Here is a 22401-nt window from a genome sequence, read left to right as displayed (position 1 = left end):
TCCTTTCCCGTTCAAACCAGGCCGAGGCCGGCGACGGCGAGGTCGATGAGCTTGATGCCGATGAAGGGGGCGATCACGCCGCCCGCGCCATAGATGCCCAGATTGTGGAGCAACTGGCTGGCCGCGGGCATCGGACGATAGGCCACACCCCGGAGCGCGAGCGGCACCAGCAGCGGAATGATGAGCGCGTTGAAGATGATCGCCGAGAGGATGGCGCTCGACGGATTGGCCAGTCCCATCAGGTTGAGCACGCCAAGCGACGGATACAGCACCACGAAAATAGCGGGCAGGATCGCGAAATATTTGGCGACATCATTGGCGATCGAGAAGGTGGTCAGCGCCCCGCGCGTCATGAGCAATTGCTTGCCGATGCCCACCACCTCGATCAACTTGGTCGGATCGCTGTCCAGATCGACCATATTGCCGGCCTCGCGCGCTGCCTGCGTGCCCGTATTCATCGCGACACCGACGTCGGACTGAGCCAGCGCAGGCGCGTCATTGGTACCATCGCCGCACATGGCGACCAGCTTGCCCTCCGCCTGTTCCTTGCGGATATAGGCGAGCTTATCCTCCGGCGTCGCTTCGGCCAGGAAGTCATCGACCCCGGCTTCCGCCGCGATTGCCGCCGCCGTCAACGGATTGTCACCGGTGATCATGACCGTGCGGATGCCCATGCGCCGCAACTCGCCAAAGCGTTCGCGGATACCCGCTTTGATCACATCCTTGAGATGCACCGCACCCAGCAGTCGGCCATTCTCCACCACCGCCAGCGGCGTGCCGCCCGCCTGCGCGATGCGATCGGTAATCTTCCTGAGCGCGCGGACGATGTCTTCGGGGAAGTCGCCCAGCTTGAGGACCGCATCCACGGCCCCTTTGCGGATGCTTCGCCCCGGCAGGTCGATCCCGCTCACCCGCGTCTGCGCGGTGAAGCCCACCGGCACAGCGTCGGCGGGCAGGGCGTCGCCGTCTCCCGCCAGCGTCACGATCGACCGGCCCTCCGGCGTGGTGTCGGACAGGCTGGCGATCCGCGCTGCGGCGATCAGATCCGCCTGCGCCACGCCGGGCAGCGGTACGAACTCGCTCGCCTGCCGGTCCCCGATGGTGATCGTGCCGGTTTTGTCGAGCAGCAATGTGCCGATGTCGCCCGCCGCCTCAACGGCTCGGCCTGATTTGGCCAGCACGTTGAAACGGATCAGCCGGTCCATGCCCGCAATGCCGATGGCGGACAACAGTCCCGATATGGTGGTGGGGATCAGCGCGACGAAAAGCGCGATCAGCACCGGCACGGAGAGCACGCCGCCCGCATAAGCGGCAAAGGCCGGGAGCGTCCCCACCGCGACGAGAAAGATTAGCGTCAGACCGGTGAGCAGGATCGTCAGTGCAATCTCATTCGGCGTCTTCTGGCGGCTCGCGCCTTCGACCAGCGCGATCATCCGATCGAGAAAGCCGCTGCCCGGTTCCGCTGTCACCTTGACCTGGATTTGATCGGACAGGACGGTCGTGCCAGCCGTCACGGCCGACCGGTCCCCGCCTGCCTCGCGGATCACCGGCGCACTCTCGCCGGTGATCGCAGCTTCGTTGACGGAGGCGACGCCTGCGACGACTTCGCCATCGGCCGGGATCTGCCTCCCCTGCGTGACCAACACCACATCGCCTTGCCGCAACAGCGTCGCAGGCACTTCCTCGGTCGCGCCATTCTTACCGATGCGCAGCGCGACGAGCTGGTCCTTGGTCGCGCGCAGGCTTTGCGCCTGCGCCTTGCCACGCCCCTCTGCCAGCGCTTCGGCGAAATTGCCGAACAACACGGTCAGCCACAGCCAGAATATCAGTTGTGCTTCGAACGCCAGATCGCCCGTACCGGCGATCATGTGGCGCAGCAGGATGACCGTCGCCACCATGGCAACAATGGCCGTGGTGAACATCACCGGATTGCGCACCAGCGTTCGGGGATCGAGCTTGATGAACGCATCGCGCACCGCAGGCAGCAGCAGTGCGCGCTCGAACAGCGAGGTGCCGGCCATCAGAAGCGCTCCGGCCGGATCAGTACGGCGATCAGATAGCCCAGCAGGCCCAACGCCACCAGACCAGCAAGGGCAAAGTCGAACGTCATGAAAAACTCCTTTTCATCGGAGCCGACGATGGCCGCTATGCGCGTGAACTATCGATGGGGGTTCATGACCTTACCCATGAAAATCCTGTAAAAATGCCGTGCAGACTGACCCACCCTCGCTCGACCAATCGGTGACAGGGTGTCTTTATCGCGCTATCGGACCTCGCTTTGGACCCAGGATGGAGAGGCCTCATGCTGCCTGCACGCACCTACAGCATATCGATCGACCGGGATTGGCAGGCGCTCTACGACCGTATCTGGCGGCCGGAAATCTTCCCCAAATGGGCTTCCGGCCTTGCCGAATCCAATCTTCGCCAGGACGGCGATCGGTGGTTGGCCGATGGCCCGGAAGGTCCAGTGGCCATCCGCTTCACGCCGCATAATGCGTTCGGCGTGATGGATCATTATGTCGATACCGGGAACGGCAAGGAAATCCATGTCCCCTTGCGCGTCATCGCCAATGGCCATGGGGCGGAGGTGATGCTGACGCTGTTCCGTCAGCCCGGCATGGATGATGAGATGTTCGCTCGCGACGCCAAATGGATCACCCGCGACCTACGCGCGCTCAAGGCCTTCGCGATGGCGTAAACACCTTATCTATTCGTTCTCGATCGCGTCGATCACTCCACGCGGCACGCGAAGCAACGAGCCGTGGCGCGCGCCTGTTGGCAGCGCCAGCCGATCGCTGACATCCTGCCATGTCGCCATGTCGCGGGTCATGGCTGCGCCCCAGCGGCCTTCCTTGTAAATGTCGTAATAGCAGACCAGCGCATCGCCGATGCGCGCGGTCATCGGCCCTTCGACCCAGGCGGGGGAGAAAGGGGCGGACAGCGCGCCAAAAGGGCCGGACGGACTGTGGGCAGGTGCGCTGCGCAACCATTTGCGCGGTGGCGACACCGTCTCATCCTTGACGATCAGGTGCAGGCTGCCGTTCGGCGCGTGCGCAAAACTGCCGTCGATGACGCTGAAACCGGAATCATAGAGCGGTTGCGGCGGGGAAAAGGTCGTGAAGTCGCGCGTAGTGGTGGACCAGAGGCGATGGTTGTACCCTGATTCCGACGTGCCTTCGGTTTCGCGGTAGCGGCCGGTGACCGTGCTGGACCAGAAGAGCAGCCAGTGCCGCGCGCGCGGATCATAGATGGCTTCGGGTGCCCAGCAATTGCGCGTACCGACTATGGTCGCCATGACCGGAATAGCCTGCTGCGGCGACCAGTGGACGAGGTCGCGACTGGTGGCATGGCCGATCGTCACGCCCTCCCAGGCGGTGGTCCACAGCAGATGATAGAGGGCTCCGTCCCGAAACAGGAAGGGATCGCGCAACAGCTTCTTCTCGCCGACTTGCGGCACCAACAGGCTGCGCCCGCCCGCCAATGGGCGAAAGGTGAAGCCATCGTCGCTGGTAGCCAGTTTCAGACCATCCGCCTCGCCCTTCCCGGTCGTGAAATAGGCGAACACCAACGGATCTGCCCCGACCACCGGGCGCGTGGTGCAGGCGGTGAGCGCCAGCGCCCCAGCGCCCAACGTGAAGTCGCGGCGGTTCACGGTCGATAATCCTTCGCCATCCGATCATAGAGATCGAGCAGGGGATTGGCGATATAGTCACCGCCAACGCCCATCGGTCCTGTCGGTTGGGGCTTGGGCGCTGGCGCAGCGGTGGCAAGGCCGCCGGGGGCTTCGGCGCTGTTGATGCCTTGGCTCAGCAGGTCGGGTTTGGGGCCTTCGCCCGCATTCTCGCCATTGCGGTCGAAGATTGCTTCCTGATGCCGGGTCGGTTCCCAGATGAACGTGCCCCAGCCGCGCTTGTCCGGCAGGGCGTGGACCAGATCGTTGATATAGCGTTTGCGGCTGGAATATTCGGCGACCAGCAGCCCTTTGCCCGGATAGCGTTTGAGGAACTGGTCGAAGCTGTTGGCCCAGTCGCCCTGTCGCTGCTGCTGATAGGCGGAAAAGCCGATGACGTCGAAATCGACATTGCGGGCCACCAGCGCATCGGTCCATTCGCGCACGATGCCCCAATGACGGCCCAGATGATTGTGCAACTGGATGGTGATGGTCGGTTCGGCGCGGCGCGCCCCCGCTATGCCGGCGCGCAACAAGGCGGCGAAGGCATCGAAGCCACCAACCTGGCCGACCTTGGCATGATTGGCGTCGGTAATGGGGTTGCCGGTCGGGGTGGACAGCTTCACCCGGCCATGGGGCCATAATATGCCAAAGGTCGTTTCGTTACCGATCACCGCCATATCGACCGGCGCGCCGCCCGCGCGCATCGCGACGAGCGTGTCATGCGTGTGGGCATCGACGGCTTTGGCGAGCTTGGGCAGGTCATAGCCTGCCCAAGCAGCGGGCACGCCCTGATGCTCAGGGTCTGCCCAAGTGTCGCTATAATGAAAGCTCAGAACCAGATACAGGCCCGCGTCGCGGACGCGGCGGCCGAGTTTGACAGTCTGTTCCAGCCCGGCCCACGCCTTGTCTGGTTCCCGCTTCGAATAGCCATTCGCCGGATCGACGAAGATGCGCAGGCGAATGGCGTTGAACCCTGCGTCCCGCAACAGGAGGATGGGGTCCTTCTGCTGATCCTTCACGAAATAGCGAGCCCCTGCGGCCTCATCTTCGGGAATCCAGCTGATGTCCGCGCCGATCAGGAAAGGGCCGGGGCGTGCGCCGGTCTTCTTGGTCGCGGCCAGCGCAGGCGTGGTCAGTAACGGCAGTGTGGCGAGGCCAAGCGTGGCGCGGCGGGTAAGAGCGGTCATGCGCGGATCTCCAACTGATATTCGGGGACGAGGCGAAGGGTGAGCAACTCCGCAACTTGGGCCGCTTTTGGCAGTTTCGCGCGGGCGCTATCGTCCAGATAGATGGGTGCGTCTGCACGTAGCGGTAGGATGGTCAATGTCCATGGTCGCCCCAACCGTTCGGCGAAGCGCTTGAGGCCGATGCGCCAGACGCGGCCGTCCCAAAAGGCATCGTCCAGCATATCCATGCCGTCGAACAGGCGACCTATGTCGCCGCGCCAGTCAAGCTCCAGAAAGGCGTCGCCCGTTGCCAGCGCATCCCTTGGTGGCGTGAAGGTAAAGGCGGCGGCCGCGCGATGCGCTTCGGGCAGGGGTTGCATCGCGGCGTTGGCGGGGCCGCCGATGACGATGGGCGGTGCCGTGCCGGGGGTGCGGCTCCGGGTAAAGGGGATGGCCCTGGATGCCAGGCCTTTCGCCGTTGCCGTGCCCGCGCGACCGGGCAGCATGCGATAGCGGAAGGCGGGATCGCCGCGCTGGCGCAGGGTCAGGCTGTCAGTTCCGAACATCGTGTCGGCAGACGTCAGGACAAGGCGGCGCTGGCCCGACAGATCGCCAACCCACAGGCTGCGCGCGGACATCTGATCGAGCAGAAGCAACCGAACCTTGCGGCCATCGGCTCCGGTCACGGTCAGCAGCCGGTCCGGGGCAGGCGGGACATCGGCGATGACGTGCGGACCTTCTGTGCGCGATGGCGCGGACAGGCGCGTGCCCGAAGGGAAGGCGAGTTCGACGGACCCTGGCGCAGTGGCGATCAACACATGGATCGGGCCATCTGCATCGGCCAGTCGAGTGACGGGCTGGGCGGTGGCCCAGCAGAGCAACACGCCGTCCAAGTCCAGGCCGATCGGCCAGAAGAAATAGTCGCCTGTTGCAATCGTGACCGGCCGCGACGGCAGGACGACTGGGCCACTGGTCAGTTGGACAGTGAACTGCACGCCGCGATGGGCAGGGGTGGCATATTGGCGGACATGGTTGTTGACGAACAGGAAACCGCTGTCCCCCTGCGACCGGACCGACCAGCGCAGCGTTTGTAGGTCGTTTTTGTCGCTGGGTAGTCTGGCAGGGGCCTGAACGGCCATGGGTGCGAGCCGATCGCCATATTGCCCAAGGAAATAATGCAGCGGACGCAGCGCAGCGTTGACCGGGTTCACCTCACCATATTGGCCGATCGGCGCCTGAAAATCATAGCCGATGATCGGACAGTCATTATAGCCGCCCGACCGCTGGGTCTCTTCCAGGGTGCGGCCATGCGCGAGCGGGTTTGCCCCACCGTGGAACATATAATAGCCCAGCAGATTGACGCCCGACCCGACCTGCGTGGTGACGGCGGCGGCCACATCCTTGGGGTCGAGCAGCGGTCGGCGGCGATACATGACGGGCACGCCGCCGCCATATTCGGCGCCCAGGAAGGGCGTGTCCGCCATATCGCTATCGGCGTCGCCCCGGCGATTGCTTCGGGTCTGCGCGCCAAGGTCACCGCTCACCCGGTTATCGAAGCGAAACAGGTAATTTTCCTTGGGCGGCAACTTTGTGGTCTTGGCCGACCAGGGTTCATCAGGATAGCCGCCATGGACGGGAACGACTTCGCCTTTGGGATAGAGCGTCTGGTCCCAGCCAGTGACCGTATAGAGCGGCACGTCATAGCCGATCTTCTGCGCCATGCTTTTGAGCGTAGCGATATGGGCGCGGCCCTGGCCCGGACCATCGAGATTATATTCATTCTCGATCTGCATCCCGATAATCGGGCCGCCATCCTTCCAGAATAGACCCCTTACCTGGTCATGAAGACTGCGCCAAAAGCGTTCGACCTCTGCCAGATAAGCGGCATCATTGCTGCGCGGGTGCGTGCCTGCGACGATCCAGTCGGGGATGCCGCCAAAGCGCGCTTCGGCATGCCCCCAAGGTCCGGGCCGCAGGAAAAAGAGCAATCCCTCGGCATCGCAAAGCTGGATGAAGCGACGAATGTCGCGGTCGCCGTTCCAGTCGATCTGGCCCGGCGCCAGCTCCACATGATTCCACAATATATAACTGGCGACGATGGTGATGCCCGCCGCCTTCATCTTGCGCAATTCTTCCGCCCAATAGCGGGCCGGCAAGCGGGTGAAATGAAATTCACCCATCACCGGCAGCCAAGGCTGGCCATCCCGAAGCAGCGTCAGGTTGGTGAGGCCGATCGTGCCATTGGGGCCGGTGCCGGTGCCCATGCGCAGATGCCCCGTTTTGAGCGGCGGGCCGGACTTTCCGGCACCGAGCGCCAGCGGCGATTGCGCGACGGCGGGAGCGGGGAGGGCGGCTCCCAGTGCAACGAGACCAGTGGCGGTAAGCGCGGCACGCCTGTCGATATCGGGCATCCATCCTCCATGATGTGGGTTGGGAGGGTTATCCCTCCTCTGTTCGATCGTCCGTTCGCCCTGAGCCTGTCGAAGGGCGTTGCTTCGCGCAGGTCAGGCGATCAGCGCGCGAGCCACCCGCCATCGACCGCAAGCGTATGGCCATGGATATAGCCCGCCGCGCTCGACGCGAGGAACACGGCCGCCCCGCCAATGTCGGACGGATCGCCCCAGCGGCCGACCGGGATGCGTTCCTGAATCTGGCGATTTCGGGTCTCATCGGCCAGCAGCGCGGCGGTGTTGTTGGTGGCGATATAGCCTGGCGCGATGGCGTTGACGTTGACGCCCTTGTCCGCCCATTCATTGGCCAGCAGCTTGGTCAGGCCAGCGACGCCGCTCTTGGACGCGGTGTAGCTTGGTACGCGGATGCCGCCCTGGAAGGACAAGAGCGAGGCGATGTTGATGATCTTGCCTGCGCCTTGGCCGATCATATGGCGACCCGCCGCCTGACACAGGAAGAACAGCACCTTGAGATTGGTGTCGATCACGGCGTCCCAATCCGCCTCGGTAAAGTCGACGCTGTCGGCACGGCGGATGATCCCGGCATTGTTGACGAGGATGTGCAGCCCGCCGAGCTTTTCCAGCGTCTCGTCCACCACGCGCTGGACCGGCGCGATGGTCGACAGGTCGGCGGAGATGATCTCCGCGCGACGGCCGAGCGCCTGGACCTTCTCGACGGTTTCCTGTGCCGGAGTGCGGCCGACTGCGGCGATGTCCGCGCCTGCCGCAGCCAACGACAAAGCGATCGCTTGGCCAATACCGGTATTCGCGCCGGTGACGATGGCGACTTGGCCGCTCAGATCAAAGGGGTTGGTCATGGACTTTTACTCCACGTCATCCCGCGCAGGCGGGGATCCATCTCCCAAGCGTCGTTTCGGATGCTAGGCTGGGAGATGGGTTCCCGCTTTCGCGGGAATGACGCCAATAGGGTTCAGGCGAGCTGGCAGATATCCAGCACATTCATGTCGGTATAATCCTGGTTTTCACCCGCCATCGCCCAGATGAAGGCATAGGCCTTGGTGCCCGACCCCATATGCACCGACCAGGGTGGCGAGATCACCGCTTCCTCATTGGCTATGACGATATGCCGCATCGCATCGCCTTCGCCCATATAGTGGAAGACGCGATCCGACGGCCCATCCAGCTCGAAGTAGAAATAAATCTCGCTGCGGCGCTCATGGATATGCGGGGGCATGGTGTTCCACACCGAACCCGGCTTGAGCACAGTCAGCCCCATGACCAGCTGCGCGCTGTCGCAAATGCCGGGGATGACGAGCTGAAAGATGGTGCGCTCGTTGGATTCTTCGAGGGAGCCGCGTTCGAGCGCATTGGCATCGGCGATGCCGAGCTTGCGCGTGACAAAGCCCTTATGCGCCGGGCAGGACGCGAGATAGAAGCGCGCGCCAGCGCCAGCGAACTGCACATCCTTCGCGCCCATGGTGACATAGAGGCAATCCTTGTTGCCCAGCGTGAAGCTCTCGCCATCGACGGTGACGGTGCCTTCGACGTTCGAAACGTTCACTACCGCCATTTCACGCCGTTCGAGGAAAGGATGGCCCGCCGCCGAGGCAGGCTCGGTCTGCGCCGGCAGCGTCACCGGTGCATCAACCACGGCGACCCCGCCAATCACGAAACGGTCGGCATGGGTATAGTTCAGCACGCACGCGCCATCGCGGAACAGCCCGCCGATCAGATAGCGATCGCGCAATTCCTCGTTCGACACGCATTCCATCATGTCAGGGTGGGTGGCGTAATAGGTCTTGTCGAACATCGGCTGTCTCCTGAATGGCTTTGCCAAGCCTTATAGCGTCCAGTACCACGAAGGAAAGTATTTATCCCTTAATGTGGAATGATGAACCGATATGCGGTCATCATTCTTGAAGCAGAATGACATGCAGGAAGCGCGGGCCGTGCGCGCCGCGCACATAGGTGCCCTCGATATCCGTCGTACCGGATACGCCGGTGATCCAGTAATGGGCGCGCGGTTGCGGACCCGGCAGGGGCGCGTCCTCCAGATGAGCGGCGATGTCGCGGCTTGCCAACAACACGATATGATGCAGCGTCAGGAAATTGGGCAGCATCGGCGCGATCGGACTGGTTTCGAAGATCAGCGATCCGGTTTCCGCGATGCCCTTGCGTGCAATGGCAAGGGTGGCGCCTTCGTCGGCGGCGGCATCGGCGTGCAGGGTGAAGGCGGACCAGTCGCACACCGTCAGGCGCGGATCGGGCGGGCAACAAAGGGTCAAGGGTTCCTGCTGTCCAGTCAGGTAGCGTGCGATGGCAGCGGGCAGGTCTGCCAGGCTGGCGATACGGTCATGGCTGGCATTAACGCTGGGCAAAGCGAGACGGGCGAGAAATTCGGCTTCAAGCGCCGAGGCGTCCACCGCCGGACGTTCGGGGGCGTCGAGCAGGGATACGGCTTCTGAAGCGATCGGCTTCGGACCTTCCAGACGGGCGAGGATGGCGTTGCGGGCGCTCATTTACGCTGCTCCTGCTGATATTGCGCCATGAAGCTGCGGGCGGCGGGTTTGGGCAGGTCGCGATGCTTGGTCCAGCCGCTCGCCAGCGGCAGGCTGGCGATCCAGCCGGTATGGCCGATCAGCCGCATCGCCCGGATCGCTAAGGCGGTGCCCAGGCGATAGAGCGCGGGACGGCGCGCAAACCAAGCCCAGACACCCAACCCCCAGCGCATTGAGGTCGGCTCCAGCCCTTCGCGCCAGCTTTTCTCGCGCCAGCCCTTGAGCAGCGTGGGGAGCGGGATCTTGACCGGGCAGACCTCCTGACATTTGCCATTCAAAGTGCAGGCATGGGCAAGGTCGCGATTGGGCGCTAAGCCGTCGAGCGCAGGCGTTAGCACCGCCCCCATCGGCCCCGGATAAGTGCCGCCATAAGCATGGCCGCCAATCTGGCGGAACACCACGCAATGGTTCATGCACGCGCCGCAGCGGATGCAGCGCAGCATCTCCGCCAGACCTTCCTCGCGCATTTTGGTGCGGCCATTGTCCACCAGCACGATGTGCATCTGCTCCGGCCCGTCGCGGTCGCCAACGCGCTTTGGACCGGTGTAAAAGGTCGTATATTGGGTCAGCGCCGCGCCAGTGGCAGACCGTGCCAGCATCCGCAGCATATGGATAGCGTGGGGCATGGACGGCACGATCTTTTCGATCCCCGCCGTCACGATATGCACGCGCGGCGGGACGAGCGAGAGTTCGGCATTGCCTTCGTTGGTGACGGTGCAGACCGCGCCGCTATCTGCGATCAGGAAGTTCGCACCCGATATCCCGACATCCGCGCCCAGCATCGCCCCGCGCAGTTCGCGCCGGGCGCTCTGGGCCATGGCGGCGATCGTTTCTTCCTCATGCGGATTGGCATGTTTCGCGCGGAACAAGGCGGACACCTGTTCGCGCGTCTTGTGCATCGCGGGCCAGATGATGTGGGACGGCCGTTCGTCGGCCAATTGGATGATATGTTCGGCAAGGTCCGTCTCGACCCGGACAATACCCGCCTCCTCCAGCGCATGGGGCAAGCCGATTTCCTCGCCTAGCATGGATTTGGAGCGGGCGACCGTCCGTGCCCCCGCCGCCTTGCAGATGTCGATGACGATCCGGCAGGCTTCGTCTGCCGTCTGTGCCCAATGGACCTGCGCCCCCGACGCTATGGCGCTGGCTTCGAATTGTTCGAGATAGGCGCCAAGATGCGCGATCACATGATCCTTGATCGCAGCCGCGCGTGTCCGCGCAGCTTCGAAATCGGGGAAAGCATCGACAGCTATTGCGCGCTTGGCCTCCGCCGTGCCAGCCGTGCGCTCGACCGCGATCTTAAGGATCGGATCCGCCAGCGCCGCGTCGGCGCGATCCGTAAAGCCGCTCATGCCTCTTCGCCGATCGCCGGGCCGTCGCCCATGCCCGCAATCAGTTCGATCGCGTGGAAGGCGCGGACCTTGGAGCCATTACGGTGGAGCTTGCCCGCCATGTTCATCAGGCAGCCAAGGTCGCCCGCCAGCAGCAGGTCTGCGCCGGTCGCGTCAATCGCATCGGCTTTCTCGCCGACGATGGCGTTGGAGATGGCGGGATATTTGACGCAGAAAGTGCCGCCAAAACCGCAGCAGGTTTCCGCGCCCGGCAGCGGCGTCATCGACAGGCCATCAACGGCTTTGAGCAGGCGGCGGGGCTGCGCCTTGATCCCCAGTTCGCGAAGCCCCGAACAACTATCATGATAGGTTGCTGTGGCGGTGGCGGGCAGGGCGACGCCCTCCGGTTTCCAGCCGCAGACCTCATCCAGATATGCCATCACCTCGAAGGTCTTGGCGGCGACGGCCTGCGCGCGCAATTGCCACGCCGCGTCATCGTCGAACAGTTCGGGATAGTGGCAGCGGATCGTCCCGGCGCAAGAGCCGGAGGGAACGACAACCGCCTCATAAGGTTCGAGCGCTTCGATCGTCTGCTCGGCCAGCGCCACGGCATGCGCGCGGTCGCCGCTGTTGAGCGCAGGCTGGCCGCAACAGGTCTGCCCCTGCGGCACCACGACGGTACAGCCCGCCGCTTCGAGCGCACGGATCGCGGCGAAGCCAATGCGCGGACGCATGACATCGACCAAGCAGGTGACGAACAGGGCGACATGTGCGCTCATAGGCCGTGGCGTCTCGCGAAATTCAGGAACAGGTCTGGCCAGGGCGCTGGTGCTGCGGGCGCGGCGACAAGGCCAAAGCCATGGCCGCCATTCTCGAACAAATGGCACTCCGCCGCTATGCCTTTGGCGCGCAACGCAGCCAGCATGGCCAGGCTGTTTTCAGGCGGCACCGCCTTGTCGTCCAACGCATGGGCGAGGAAGACGGGCGGGGTCTCTGCACTCACGTCATGGTCGAGCGAATAGGCGCGCTTCCGTTCCGCCGTTGGATCAGGGCCAAGCAATTGCGCGCGCGATCCGGTATGGACGAACGCGCTCTCCATCTGGATCACCGGATACATATAGGCGGCAATTGCGGCCCTTATCGGTTCGCGGTCGGCGGCATCGACCGGCGTATAGCTTTCCTGGGGCGTGCGACTGGTCAGCCAGGCCGCTAGATGCCCCCCCGCCGAAAAGCCCATCACACCGATCCGGTTCGCGTCGAACTTCTCCCGCGGGGCCAATGCGCGGATCAGGCGCAGGGCGCGCTGGGCGTCCTGCAACGGTGCCTCTGCGCCTGCCGCCCAGCCATCGGCGGGCAGGCGGTAGAGCAGCGAGAAACAGACATAGCCCGCCTCCGCGAACCGGCGGGCGATATTATAGCCTTCATGGCCGATCGCCACGCGGCTATAGCCCCCGCCGGGGATGAGCAGGATCGCCGCGCCATTGGGCTTGGCGGGGCGCAGCAAGGTGAGTGTCGGGGTCACCACATGCGCGAACACGCCGTCATCCGGGCCGCTATCGGGCCGACGGAGGCTTTCGACCTCCTGCACCGTGACCCGTTCGCCACCCGGCGCTTTGCCGGGCCAGATCGGAAACCGTTCGAACCCCTGGGGCAGAGGGAAGCTCTGCGCCATAGCAGGCGTTGCTAGCGTGGCGGAGGCGAGGGTGCCGGCAAGGAGGGTGCGGCGGTCGATCGGCGGTGTCATTGGCAATCCGTCCTTCCAAGCGGGGTGGTGCGAGTGAGAGCCGGGCGCGGCGCCGCTATCGTCGCGGAAATGGGCAGCGCGAGCGATTTCAGACCCTCGGCAACCAGATCGGCCACCTGCCGCGCGCCCAATTCGCTGAAATGCGTATTGTCGCTGATGCCCTTAGGGAAAGCGGCCACATTGTCCTGGGCGCTATAATGGAGATAGAGCGCTTTCGACCCCTTCGGCCCGGCGCGATCGAGCCATGCCCGTGAGCGGGCCTCCAAGTCGATCAACGGCGTGCCCGTCTTGATCGCCAGGTCGCGCATCACGCCCGACCATGCGGCAAAATCGGCGACGGCGCGGCCGTCCGGCCCGAAATTGCGTCGCGCAACGGGGGTGACGAGGACGGGCACGCCCCCCGCGATCCGCACGTCGCGTATGAAGCGCAACAGATTGTCACGATAGTCGGTCTGCGCCGGTGCCCAGCGCTCCGGCTTCGCCCGCGTCGCGTCATTATGGCCGAACTGGATCAGCACTGTGTCGCCGGGCAGGATATCGGCACGCAGCCGGTCCCAGCGCCCCTCCGCCAGAAAGCTGCGGGTCGAGCGGCCGCCCATGGCATGGTTGAGAATGCGGACATTTGGGGCCACGGCGCAGCGTAGCATCGTCCCCCATCCCGTTTGCGGATACCGCACCGGCGCATAGTCGGCCGCGGTGGAATCCCCCGCGATCAGGATGGTGTTGCCAGGACGGGTGGCGTTTGCGGGGGCGGTGAGGATGACGCCCAACAGGACAATCTGCACCATCCTGACAGCATGACCAGCGAACTTACGCATTCTGCTCTCCCCCCGTTCGGGCTGAGCTTGTCGAAGCCCAGATTTCGCCAAGCGAGAAAGAAAGCCCTTCGACAGGCTCAGGGCGAACGGAGGTGAGGGGGAGCATCACGGTTTACTGCAAATTCACATACATGCCGCCATCCACCAGCAGCGCCGCGCCGGTGACATAGGCGGCCATGTCGGACGCCAGAAACACGATCGGCCCGGCCAGATCCTCCGGCGCGCCCAAGCGACCCAGCGGCGTGCGCTGCTCCATATAGGTCCGCTTTTCGACGTCGGCGAGGTCATCCTTGTTGATCTCGGTCAGGATGGTGCCGGGCAGCACGCTGTTGCAACGGATGCCATGTTTGCCGAGCGCAATGGCGGTGGACTGCATCAGTGAATGAACGCCCGCCTTGGTGGGGGTATAATGGGTCTGATATTCGCCGCCGACCAGCGCGGAGATGGAGGAGACGGCGACGATCGAACCGCCATGACCCTGTTTCACCATCTGCTGCGCGGCAGCCTGCACCATGAAATAGGCGCCGTGCAGGTTCACCTTGAAGGTGCGCTCGACCACGTCCACTGGCATGTCGAGAAAGGCATGGAAGGGGCAGATGCCCGCATTGCTGACCATCACATCGACCTTGCCGAAGGCGTCAACCGCTTTTGCCACGAAATCCTGTGCGGTCTGCGGATCAGCAACGTCGCCCTTCACCGCGATGGCACGCTGGCCCAGTGCCTCAATCTCAGCGACACAACTCGCGGCGGGCCCATCGCTATTGGCATAGTTGATCGCGACATCGGCACCATGTTGCGCGGCACCAATGGCGGCGGCGCGGCCGATGCCGGTCGATGCACCGGTGACGAGGACGGTCTTGCCTTCAAGCAGTTTCATGGGATCGGGCCTTCCTTTTGCTGGTTACCGCCGTGCAGGGCGGTTGGGTGGTTTGACGCCGGGGGTCCAGCCCAGATCGGCGCTGATGGCGTGGGCCGCCGCGCGGACATCGGCGCTCAGCGCCTGCATCCGCTCGTCGTCCATATATTGGGCCGCGCTCGACAGGCTGATGGCGGCGACGATCGCGCCCGATGCATCACGCACGGGGGCTGCGACGCAGCGTATCTGGTCCTCATTTTCTTCAAGATCGAAGGTGCGCCCCTGCGCGACATAAGCGCGCATCCGGTCTAACCAGAGGGCCGCATCGGCATCATGGGTGCCATCTTCGCGCTCGGCGTCGAACAGCCGGGTCCAGACCGCTTCGCTGTCGTCCAGCAGCAACGCCTTGCCAAGCCCGGTCGAGGTCAAGGGATGCCGATCGCCGATGCGGCTGGATATTTCGACGCGGCGACGCCCGGCTATCTTGTCGAGATAAAGCGCCTGATCGCCATCGAGTCGACCCAGATGCACCGTATCTTCGCTCGCGGCGGCCAGCGCTTCGAGATGCGGGCGGGCGATCTGCACCACATCGGCCTGCGCTTGCGCCAGGAAACCGAGCTGCAGCAGTTTCGGCCCCAACTGATAGCCTTCGCGCGGCAGGAAGGTGAGGAATCCCCGTTCCACCATCGCATTGGCGAGGCGGTGCGTGGTCGATCGGGTGAGACCCATGCGTTCGGACAGGTCGGCGAGCTTTACCGGCCCGTCGATCACCTGGTCGAGCAGGTCCAGCCCACGCTGCAAGGTCTGCGACCCGGCGGCTTTCGACTTTTCCTCTCGTTCACCCGATTCTGGATTTGACGTTTTCTGTCTCATCTAATAACACTCTATCCCACAAAATGAGAAAAACAAGGGCGAAGGCGAGGACCAAGCGTGATTCTTTCGAACATGCCCCCGTGCCTGCTGTCCGACCTTTATCGCCATTTTGCTGAGATTTTGGAAGTTTCTGCCGTCTTGTCCCATATATTGGACGTCGGCATGGTTCAGGGAGTGTGTGCGTGCCGATCGTGACCTTGCCGAAAATCAAGCATGTCCGGGCCTTCACCGTGCGCGGTGGCGGTGCCGATTATCATGACCAGGGCAAAGGCCACTGGATCGACGACCATATTGCGACGCCGATGTCGCGCTATCCCGAATATCGCCAGTCGCGCCAGAGCTTCGGCATCAACGTGCTGGGCACTTTGGTCGTTGAGATCGAGGCGGAAGATGGCACGATCGGCTTTGCCGTGACGACGGGCGGCGAACCGGCAGCGTTCATCGTCGAAAAGCATCTGGCCCGTTTTCTGGAAGGCCGCTCGCCTACCGACTATGAGAAAATCTGGGACCAGATGTATTTCTCGACCCAATATTATGGGCGCAAGGGTCTGGTCGTGAACGCCATTTCCGGTGTCGATCTGGCGCTGTGGGATTTGTTGGGCAAGTTGCGGCAAGAGCCGGTCTATCATCTGCTGGGCGGCGCGGTGCGCGAGGAATTGCAATTCTACGCCACCGGCGCGCGGCCCGATGTCGCCAAGGAACTGGGCTTCATCGGCGGCAAGATGCCGCTGCACCATGGCCCGGCCGAGGGGATCGAAGGCCTCAAGAAGAACATCGCCGAGCTGGCCGATATGCGCGCAAAATGCGGTCCCGACTTCTGGCTGATGTGGGATTGCTGGATGGCGCTCGACGTCGATTATGCCACGCGCCTAGCCATCGCCGCGCACGACCATGGCCTTAAATGGATCGAGGAAGCGATCAGCCCCGACGATTATTGGGGTTATCAGCAGTTGAAGCGCAACGTCCCCAAGGGGATGCTGGTGACGACCGGCGAGCATGAGGCGACCCGCTGGGGCTTCCGCATGTTGTTGGAAATGGATTGCTGCGACATCATCCAGCCCGATGTCGGCTGGTGCGGCGGCGTGACCGAATTGCTCAAGATCAGCGCCCTCGCCGATGCTCATGGCAAGATGGTCGTGCCGCACGGTTCCTCAGTCTATTCCTATCATTTCGTCATCACCCGCCACAATTCGCCCTTCGCCGAATTCCTGATGATGCATCCAGGACCAACCGAAGTGGTGCCGATGTTCCACCCACAGCTGATCGGCGAGCCAGTGCCCGAAAATGGTCGGCTCAAGGCCAGCGTGCTCGACGCGCCCGGCTTCGGCGTCGAACTGAACCGCGATATCGCGATGCACCGTCCCTATACTCACTAAGCAAGAAGCGAGATTGCCATGAAATTCTGCCGTTTTGGCCCGCGTGGCCAGGAAAAGCCCGGTATCGTCGATACCGATGGCAATATCCGCGACTTGTCGGGCGTGGTTGACGACCTGACCATTGAAACGCTGGCCACTGCCAGTGCCGCCGATGTCGCGTCGCTGCCGATTGTGGACGGGACGCCGCGCTATGGCGTGCCGGTAAAGGGCGTGGGGAAAATCGTCGCGATTGGCCTCAATTATGAGGATCATGCGATCGAATCCAACCTGCCCATCCCGACTGAACCGATGATGTTCATGAAGGCGCTGTCGTCGCTCAATGGTCCCAATGACGAAGTGATGCTGCCCAAAGGCGCGACCCATGGCGACTGGGAAGTCGAACTGGGCGTCATCATCGGGCAAACCTGCCGCTTCGTGAGCGAAGAAGAAGCACTGTCAAAGGTTGCGGGCTACACCCTCGTCAACGACGTGTCGGAACGCTTCAACCAGAAGCAGCGCGGCACTCAGTGGAGCAAGGGCAAGGGGCATGACACTTTCTGCCCAACCGGCCCTTGGCTGGTGACGCCCGACGAAGTGGGCGACTGCCAGGATCTCGACATGTATCTCAACGTCAATGGCGACCGGATGCAGACCGGCAACACCCGCACAATGATCTTCACCGTCGCGCAGCTCATCGCCTATGTCAGCGAATATATCACGCTCTATCCCGGCGACCTGATGATCACCGGCACACCGCCCGGTGTTGGCGAAGGTAAGAAGCCGACTGCCATCTACCTCAAGGCCGGTGACGTGATGGAACTGGGCATCGCCAAGCTGGGCACCCAGACGCAGAATGTCGTCGAATGGCGGCATCTGGGCGGCGAGGTGCTCGGATGAGCGTCTTTGCTGGTCGTTATGAAGGACGCTGCGCTATCGTCACCGGCGGCGCGTCGGGCCTGGGCAAACAGGTCGCCGCGCGGATCGTAGCCGAAGGCGGTAAGGTTGCCTTGTGGGACGTGAACGCCGATGCGCTGGCGGAAACCAAAGCGGAGATCGGCGCGACCCATGTGGTCGCGCTCGATGTCTCCGATCAGGCGGCAGTGGAGGCGGCAGCCAAGTCCAGCGCGGAAGCACTGGGCAAAGTCGACGTGCTGGTTTGCTCTGCGGGCATTACCGGCGCGACCGCGACCCTATGGGATTATCCGCTCGACAGCTGGCGCAGCGTGATCGACATTAACCTGAACGGCCTTTTCTACTGCAACCGCGCAGTGGTGCCGTTCATGCTCGACAATGGCTATGGCCGCATCGTTAACTTGGCCTCGGTCGCGGGTAAGGAGGGCAATCCTAATGCCTCCGCTTATTCCGCAAGCAAGGCGGGCGTGATCGGGCTGACCAAGAGCTTGGGCAAGGAACTGGCGGGCAAGGGCGTGATCGCCAATGCCCTGACCCCCGCCACCTTCGAAAGTCCGATCCTCGCACAGCTGCCCCAGAGCCAGGTCGATTATATGCGCTCCAAGATCCCGATGGGGCGCCTGGGTGAAGTCAGCGAATCCGCCGCGATGGTCTGCTTCATGGCCAGCGAGGAATGCAGCTTCACCACCGCGTCGACCTTCGACACGTCGGGCGGTCGCACCACTTTCTGACACAAGTCGCGCGGCGCGACTGGCCGACAAGAGCCAGGGTGCCGCGTTGGAACAAGCCTCCAGTTCCGTTCGGGCTGAGCCTGTCGAAGCCTTCTTCTGAAGAAGTAAGACCCTTCGACAAGCTCAGGGCGAACGGAGAGATGGGATAAGGAGAGGACGGCCATGATCCCCTTTGTCGATGCGCACATCCATTTATGGGATCTGGCGCATATCCGCTACGACTGGCTCAGCCCGCCTTTTGCCGAGGATGGGCCGAACGGCAGCGTCGAACCGATCGCGCATGATTATGGCGTCGCGAATTATCGCGCAGACCTCGCACGCTGGAATGTCGTTGGCGCCGTGCATGTCGATGCGGGTGCGGCGGCGGACAGCGCTCTGCGGGAAACCCAATGGCTAGATGGCCTTGCTGCGATCGAGGGGCTGCCTACGGGCATCGTCGCGTTCGCCGCGCTCAACGACCCGCACGTCGATGCGCTATTGTCCGCGCAAGCCGCGCATGATCGCGTCAAGGGCATCCGCCATATTGTCAACTGGCACCCCGACCCTCGGCGCAGTTACACGCCCAACGACCTGACCATCGATCCGCAATGGCAGGCGGGCTATGGCCTGCTGGCAAAGCACGACCTGTCCTTCGACCTGCAATGCTATCCGGGGCAGATGCCAGGACTTGTCCCGCTGATCGAGCGCCACCCCGACATCCCCGTCATCATCAATCATCTCGGTATGCCGGTGATGACCGACGCGGACGGTGTCGGCGATTGGCGGTGGGGCATGCAGGCGCTCGCAGCGCTACCCCATGTCTCCGTCAAGCTGTCGGGCATGGGCTTCATCCGTCGCGACTGGAGCCGCGAGACGATCGCGCCCTTTGTCCGCGAAACGATCGACCTGTTCGGTGTCGATCGTTGCATGTTCGCCAGCGACACGCCGACCGACAAGCTGTTTGGCCCAATCGACCGCTATGTGGAGGCCTATCACGCCATCGTCGCGGATTTGCCCGAAGCCGACCGCCGCGCCCTGTTCGGCGGCAACGCCAATCGCCTCTATCGCCTGGGACTTGATATATGATCGGCAATCCACTGCTCGGCGTCTTGTTCCACTGGCTGGGGGGCCTTGCCTCGGCCAGCTTCTATGTCCCCTATCGCGGGGTGAAGCGCTGGAATTGGGAGATTTTCTGGCTGACCGGCGGCATCTTCTCCTGGGTCATCGCACCCTGGTTCTTCGCCTCGGTCCAGACCAACGATCTGATGGGCGTGATGGCGCAGGTGCCGGGCTCGGTCGTGGGCTGGTGCATATTTTTCGGCTTCCTATGGGGGTTTGGCGGGCTGACCTATGGCCTCACCATGCGTTATCTGGGCCTTTCGCTCGGCATGGCGGTGGTGCTGGGCCTTTGCACCGTGTTCGGCACGCTGATCCCGCCGATCGTCGATGGCAGCTTCATGACGCAGATCGCAGGCACGCTGCATGGGCAGATCGTGCTGCTGGGGCTGGCCGTGACCGTGCTGGGCATCATCGTCGTCGCCATGGCCGGCGCGCGCAAGGATGCCGCGCTCTCGCCTGAACAAAAGGCCGCCGCCGTTGCCGAGTTCGATTTCAAGAAAGGCATCGCCGTCGCCATCTTCTCCGGCATCATGTCCTCCTGCTTCGCCTTTGGCCTTGCGGCGGGCGAACCGGTCAAGGCGCTGTCGGCGGCTGCTGGGACGGGACCGCTCTGGACTGGCCTGCCGACGCTGTGCATCGTCATGTTCGGCGGCCTCATCACCAACGCGGTCTGGTGCGGGTGGCTGATCGTGAAAAACAAGTCTGCGGGCCAGTGGCTCGGCGCACCCGACGCAGATGGCAAGCGCCCCGCGCTGCTGCCCAATGTCCTGCTCTGTGCGCTGGCGGGCACGGCCTGGTATTTCCAATTCTTCTTCTACACCATGGGCGAAAGCCAGATGGGTCGCTTCGGCTTTTCCAGCTGGACCCTGCACATGGCGTCGATCATCATCTTCGGCACCTGCTGGGGCTTTGCCTTTCGCGAGTGGAAAGACGCCGCGCCGGCCGTTCGCCGCATGGTGTGGAGTGGCGTGGGCCTGCTGGTCTTCGCCACGCTGATCATCGGCTATGGCAACCGGATGGCGGGCTGATGCGAGGCTTGCTCGCCCTGTTGCTGTTGGTGTTCGCTGCTCCCTTGGCGGCACAAGCGCCGCTGCTGACATCGCATCTGCGTATCCATGATCCATGGGTGGTCGCGGATACCGACAGCCAGACTTATTGGCTGTTCAGCCGCAACGATCCCGCCGTCACCGGCGACAAACGGCTGGGTATCATGGCTTATGTCAGCCGCGATCTTGCCCATTGGGAAAAGCCGCGCGTCGTCTTCACCCTGCCGGACGGGACATGGGCGAATGACGGGGCCTGGGCACCCGAAGTCCATCGGTGGAAGGGGCGCTGGCATCTGCTGGCGACATTCCATAACGAAGCTGCCGCCATCCAGGCAAAGGCCAAGCGTCCGGCCTATCGGCGCACCACCTTGCTCGCGGTATCCGACCGGCTCGATGGTCCCTACACGCTGATGCACGGCGGCGATCCGATCGCCCCGGCCGATGCCATGACGCTCGATGGTACGCTGCATATTGATGCAGCGGGCAAGCCCTGGCTCGTCTATGCCCATGAATGGATGCAGGTCGGCACCGGCACGATCGATGCGATGCCGCTCAAGGATGACCTGTCGGCAGCCGGGCTGCCGCGCTTGCTATTCCGCGCCGATGAGGCTGACTGGGTAGTCGGACAGAAGCAGCCGGAAGGCGACATCGTCCATGTCACCGACGGCCCCGAACTGTTCCGCACAGCGAAGGGTACGCTGCTGATGCTCTGGTCGAGCTATGGCAGGGATGGCTATGTCCAGGCGCTGGCCCGCTCGACATCCGGCACGGTAACTGGCCCATGGGAGCAATTAGGGCCATTGGTCGAGCGCGACAGCGGGCATGGCATGCTCTTCCGCGCATTCGATGGGCGGCTGATGATGGTCGTGCATCGCCCCTTCAAGCGCGCCTTGGCCAAATTTTACGAAATGCGCGACACTGGCGATCGCGTGGCGGTAGTGCGCGAGGCGGTGGAACTGGATGGGGAAGCCTATCCCACCCATGGTTGCCCGATGGGAGCGCAAGATGCTGGGTGCTGATCAGGTCTGGCCGCTGCATGGCGCAGCAACAGGCGCCTTCACGCTGGAGGACAACACCACTCCGCCAGAGCAAGCCGTGGTCACGGCAGTCGAACGCCCCGTCCTGCTAGGCTATGCGCCCTATCGTCCCAATGGCCGAGCGATGCTGGTGCTGGGCGGGGGCGGCTATGTCGCGCTGATGGCGGGGCGGGAAGGGGTGCAGGTCGCGCGCTGGCTCAATCGGCTGGGCTATTATGTCTTCTTGTTGATCCATCGTTTTCCCGATGCGAACAATGGCCCGTCCGCCCCGCTCGACGACGCACATGCGGCGATGGCGCTGGCCCGCGCCAGCGGGCTTGCAAGCGAAGGGCTGGGTGTCATGGGCCTGTCGTCGGGCGGCCATCTCACTGCCTGCCTTGTCGCCGACTATCCGGCGAAATGGGGCAAAGCCGCTCCACAGCGGCCGGATGCTCTGGTCATCGGCTATGCTCCCATCTCGACCAATGCAATGGGCCGAACGGTCGTCGCCGATAAACCGCCATTGTCGCCGGTCGAAAAGCAGGCGCTCTACGATGCGCTGCAGCCCGACGCCCAACTGCTGCCCGAACCACCGCCGACCTTCATCGTCTATGCCGGCAATGACCCGGTGGTCCCGGTGGAGAATGCCCATCGCCTACATGCGGCATTGCGGGACGCTGGAGGATCAGCCGAACTCCATATCTTTGCCGATGCGCCGCACGGCTTTGCGCTCGACACGGCGGACATGCCGGTGTCGATCTGGCCAACGCTATGCGAAGCTTGGCTACGGCAGGTCGGGTTCCTGTAACGGCC

At 63.5% G+C, this 22401-nt stretch carries 22 protein-coding genes; 8 read left to right on the top strand and 14 right to left on the bottom strand.

Translation table 11 applies throughout. The features are described from left to right. Positions 1-11: 11 nt before the first annotated feature. Positions 12-2021 (bottom strand): potassium-transporting ATPase subunit KdpB, encoded by a 2010-nt coding sequence (kdpB, locus tag BSY17_RS00320; RefSeq protein ID WP_069063879.1) that lies wholly within the window; start codon positions 2019-2021, stop codon positions 12-14. Beyond that, positions 2021-2110: a K(+)-transporting ATPase subunit F gene (gene kdpF, locus BSY17_RS00315; RefSeq protein WP_069063878.1), complete on the bottom strand. Its 90-nt coding sequence runs from the start codon at positions 2108-2110 to the stop codon at positions 2021-2023. The genes kdpB and kdpF overlap by 1 nt, the downstream gene beginning before the upstream one ends. Positions 2111-2302: 192 nt before the next feature. Here kdpF and BSY17_RS00310 point away from each other — a divergent pair, with 192 nt between their 5' ends. Further along, positions 2303-2698 carry a polyketide cyclase gene (locus BSY17_RS00310; protein ID WP_069063877.1) on the top strand — a complete coding sequence of 132 codons (396 nt, stop codon included), beginning with the start codon at positions 2303-2305 and terminating at the stop codon, positions 2696-2698. A gap of 9 nt (positions 2699-2707) precedes the next feature. Here the strand turns inward: BSY17_RS00310 and BSY17_RS00305 are convergent, their stop codons facing one another. The 12 genes from BSY17_RS00305 to BSY17_RS00250 all read right to left on the bottom strand — a co-directional run bounded on the left by BSY17_RS00305 (position 2708) and on the right by BSY17_RS00250 (position 15430). Further along, positions 2708-3652, bottom strand: a complete 945-nt coding sequence (locus tag BSY17_RS00305; protein WP_069063876.1) for a glycoside hydrolase family 43 protein — start codon at positions 3650-3652, stop codon at positions 2708-2710. Further along, positions 3649-4860 (bottom strand): glycosyl hydrolase 53 family protein, encoded by a 1212-nt coding sequence (locus tag BSY17_RS00300; RefSeq protein ID WP_069063875.1) that lies wholly within the window; start codon positions 4858-4860, stop codon positions 3649-3651. The genes BSY17_RS00305 and BSY17_RS00300 overlap by 4 nt, the downstream gene beginning before the upstream one ends. Beyond that, positions 4857-7250 (bottom strand): beta-galactosidase, encoded by a 2394-nt coding sequence (locus tag BSY17_RS00295; protein ID WP_069063874.1) that lies wholly within the window; start codon positions 7248-7250, stop codon positions 4857-4859. The genes BSY17_RS00300 and BSY17_RS00295 overlap by 4 nt, the downstream gene beginning before the upstream one ends. A 101-nt stretch (positions 7251-7351) precedes the next feature. Beyond that, positions 7352-8107, bottom strand: a complete 756-nt coding sequence (gene kduD, locus BSY17_RS00290; RefSeq protein WP_069063873.1) for a 2-dehydro-3-deoxy-D-gluconate 5-dehydrogenase KduD — start codon at positions 8105-8107, stop codon at positions 7352-7354. 113 nt (positions 8108-8220) lie between these two features. Then, a complete protein-coding gene (kduI, locus tag BSY17_RS00285) occupies positions 8221-9060 on the bottom strand; it encodes a 5-dehydro-4-deoxy-D-glucuronate isomerase (protein ID WP_069063872.1) in 840 nt (279 codons plus the stop codon). A 100-nt stretch (positions 9061-9160) separates the two neighbouring features. Continuing rightward, entirely contained in the window at positions 9161-9769 is a 609-nt protein-coding gene (locus BSY17_RS00280; protein ID WP_069063871.1) for a LutC/YkgG family protein, read from the bottom strand. Next, positions 9766-11160, bottom strand: coding sequence for a lactate utilization protein B (locus tag BSY17_RS00275; RefSeq protein WP_069063870.1), 1395 nt, complete (start codon positions 11158-11160; stop codon positions 9766-9768). Before BSY17_RS00275 ends, BSY17_RS00280 begins: the two co-directional genes overlap by 4 nt. After that, complete coding sequence (locus BSY17_RS00270; protein WP_069063869.1) at positions 11157-11918, bottom strand: (Fe-S)-binding protein; 762 nt, start codon at positions 11916-11918, stop codon at positions 11157-11159. Before BSY17_RS00270 ends, BSY17_RS00275 begins: the two co-directional genes overlap by 4 nt. Further along, a complete protein-coding gene (locus tag BSY17_RS00265) occupies positions 11915-12883 on the bottom strand; it encodes an alpha/beta hydrolase (RefSeq protein ID WP_069063868.1) in 969 nt (322 codons plus the stop codon). The genes BSY17_RS00270 and BSY17_RS00265 overlap by 4 nt, the downstream gene beginning before the upstream one ends. Next, positions 12880-13671 carry a rhamnogalacturonan acetylesterase gene (locus BSY17_RS00260; protein WP_069064436.1) on the bottom strand — a complete coding sequence of 264 codons (792 nt, stop codon included), beginning with the start codon at positions 13669-13671 and terminating at the stop codon, positions 12880-12882. The genes BSY17_RS00265 and BSY17_RS00260 overlap by 4 nt, the downstream gene beginning before the upstream one ends. A gap of 142 nt (positions 13672-13813) precedes the next feature. Continuing rightward, entirely contained in the window at positions 13814-14578 is a 765-nt protein-coding gene (locus BSY17_RS00255; protein ID WP_069063867.1) for an SDR family NAD(P)-dependent oxidoreductase, read from the bottom strand. 24 nt (positions 14579-14602) lie between these two features. Beyond that, positions 14603-15430, bottom strand: a complete 828-nt coding sequence (locus tag BSY17_RS00250; protein WP_069063866.1) for an IclR family transcriptional regulator — start codon at positions 15428-15430, stop codon at positions 14603-14605. 191 nt (positions 15431-15621) lie between these two features. Here BSY17_RS00250 and rhmD point away from each other — a divergent pair, with 191 nt between their 5' ends. The 7 genes from rhmD to BSY17_RS00215 all read left to right on the top strand — a co-directional run bounded on the left by rhmD (position 15622) and on the right by BSY17_RS00215 (position 22396). Then, the gene (rhmD, locus tag BSY17_RS00245) at positions 15622-16806 is read left to right on the top strand and encodes an L-rhamnonate dehydratase (protein ID WP_150125709.1); all 1185 of its coding nucleotides are present in this window, start codon (positions 15622-15624) and stop codon (positions 16804-16806) included. Positions 16807-16824: 18 nt separating this feature from the next. After that, entirely contained in the window at positions 16825-17682 is an 858-nt protein-coding gene (locus BSY17_RS00240) for a fumarylacetoacetate hydrolase family protein (RefSeq protein WP_069063864.1), read from the top strand. Then, the gene (locus BSY17_RS00235) at positions 17679-18428 is read left to right on the top strand and encodes an SDR family NAD(P)-dependent oxidoreductase (RefSeq protein WP_069063863.1); all 750 of its coding nucleotides are present in this window, start codon (positions 17679-17681) and stop codon (positions 18426-18428) included. Before BSY17_RS00240 ends, BSY17_RS00235 begins: the two co-directional genes overlap by 4 nt. Before the next feature lie 162 nt (positions 18429-18590). Continuing rightward, complete coding sequence (locus BSY17_RS00230; RefSeq protein WP_069063862.1) at positions 18591-19493, top strand: amidohydrolase family protein; 903 nt, start codon at positions 18591-18593, stop codon at positions 19491-19493. Further along, entirely contained in the window at positions 19490-20554 is a 1065-nt protein-coding gene (gene rhaT, locus BSY17_RS00225) for an L-rhamnose/proton symporter RhaT (RefSeq protein ID WP_037475224.1), read from the top strand. Before BSY17_RS00230 ends, rhaT begins: the two co-directional genes overlap by 4 nt. Further along, a complete protein-coding gene (locus BSY17_RS00220) occupies positions 20554-21591 on the top strand; it encodes a glycoside hydrolase family 43 protein (RefSeq protein WP_069063861.1) in 1038 nt (345 codons plus the stop codon). The genes rhaT and BSY17_RS00220 overlap by 1 nt, the downstream gene beginning before the upstream one ends. After that, positions 21578-22396, top strand: coding sequence for an alpha/beta hydrolase (locus tag BSY17_RS00215; protein WP_069063860.1), 819 nt, complete (start codon positions 21578-21580; stop codon positions 22394-22396). The genes BSY17_RS00220 and BSY17_RS00215 overlap by 14 nt, the downstream gene beginning before the upstream one ends. The last annotated feature ends 5 nt before the right edge of the window (positions 22397-22401 follow it).

The sequence above is a fragment of the Sphingobium sp. RAC03 genome (assembly GCF_001713415.1).
Taxonomy (GTDB): domain Bacteria; phylum Pseudomonadota; class Alphaproteobacteria; order Sphingomonadales; family Sphingomonadaceae; genus Sphingobium.
The sequence above is the reverse complement of the archived record's forward strand: the minus strand, read 5'-3'. Positions and strand labels throughout refer to the sequence as shown.

Excerpts from the sequence above, each read along its gene's own strand:
- kdpB (WP_069063879.1), bottom strand. The coding sequence starts at position 2,021 with ATGGCCGGCACCTCGCTGTTCGAGCGCGCACTGCTGCTGCCTGCGGTG.
- kdpF (WP_069063878.1), bottom strand. The coding sequence starts at position 2,110 with ATGACGTTCGACTTTGCCCTTGCTGGTCTGGTGGCGTTGGGCCTGCTG.
- BSY17_RS00310 (WP_069063877.1), top strand. The coding sequence starts at position 2,303 with ATGCTGCCTGCACGCACCTACAGCATATCGATCGACCGGGATTGGCAG.
- BSY17_RS00300 (WP_069063875.1), bottom strand. The coding sequence starts at position 4,860 with ATGACCGCTCTTACCCGCCGCGCCACGCTTGGCCTCGCCACACTGCCG.
- BSY17_RS00295 (WP_069063874.1), bottom strand. The coding sequence starts at position 7,250 with ATGCCCGATATCGACAGGCGTGCCGCGCTTACCGCCACTGGTCTCGTT.
- kduD (WP_069063873.1), bottom strand. The coding sequence starts at position 8,107 with ATGACCAACCCCTTTGATCTGAGCGGCCAAGTCGCCATCGTCACCGGC.
- kduI (WP_069063872.1), bottom strand. The coding sequence starts at position 9,060 with ATGTTCGACAAGACCTATTACGCCACCCACCCTGACATGATGGAATGC.
- BSY17_RS00280 (WP_069063871.1), bottom strand. The coding sequence starts at position 9,769 with ATGAGCGCCCGCAACGCCATCCTCGCCCGTCTGGAAGGTCCGAAGCCG.
- BSY17_RS00275 (WP_069063870.1), bottom strand. The coding sequence starts at position 11,160 with ATGAGCGGCTTTACGGATCGCGCCGACGCGGCGCTGGCGGATCCGATC.
- BSY17_RS00270 (WP_069063869.1), bottom strand. The coding sequence starts at position 11,918 with ATGAGCGCACATGTCGCCCTGTTCGTCACCTGCTTGGTCGATGTCATG.
- BSY17_RS00265 (WP_069063868.1), bottom strand. The coding sequence starts at position 12,883 with ATGACACCGCCGATCGACCGCCGCACCCTCCTTGCCGGCACCCTCGCC.
- BSY17_RS00260 (WP_069064436.1), bottom strand. The coding sequence starts at position 13,671 with ATGGTGCAGATTGTCCTGTTGGGCGTCATCCTCACCGCCCCCGCAAAC.
- BSY17_RS00255 (WP_069063867.1), bottom strand. The coding sequence starts at position 14,578 with ATGAAACTGCTTGAAGGCAAGACCGTCCTCGTCACCGGTGCATCGACC.
- BSY17_RS00250 (WP_069063866.1), bottom strand. The coding sequence starts at position 15,430 with ATGAGACAGAAAACGTCAAATCCAGAATCGGGTGAACGAGAGGAAAAG.
- BSY17_RS00240 (WP_069063864.1), top strand. The coding sequence starts at position 16,825 with ATGAAATTCTGCCGTTTTGGCCCGCGTGGCCAGGAAAAGCCCGGTATC.
- BSY17_RS00235 (WP_069063863.1), top strand. The coding sequence starts at position 17,679 with ATGAGCGTCTTTGCTGGTCGTTATGAAGGACGCTGCGCTATCGTCACC.
- BSY17_RS00230 (WP_069063862.1), top strand. The coding sequence starts at position 18,591 with ATGATCCCCTTTGTCGATGCGCACATCCATTTATGGGATCTGGCGCAT.
- rhaT (WP_037475224.1), top strand. The coding sequence starts at position 19,490 with ATGATCGGCAATCCACTGCTCGGCGTCTTGTTCCACTGGCTGGGGGGC.
- BSY17_RS00220 (WP_069063861.1), top strand. The coding sequence starts at position 20,554 with ATGCGAGGCTTGCTCGCCCTGTTGCTGTTGGTGTTCGCTGCTCCCTTG.
- BSY17_RS00215 (WP_069063860.1), top strand. The coding sequence starts at position 21,578 with ATGCTGGGTGCTGATCAGGTCTGGCCGCTGCATGGCGCAGCAACAGGC.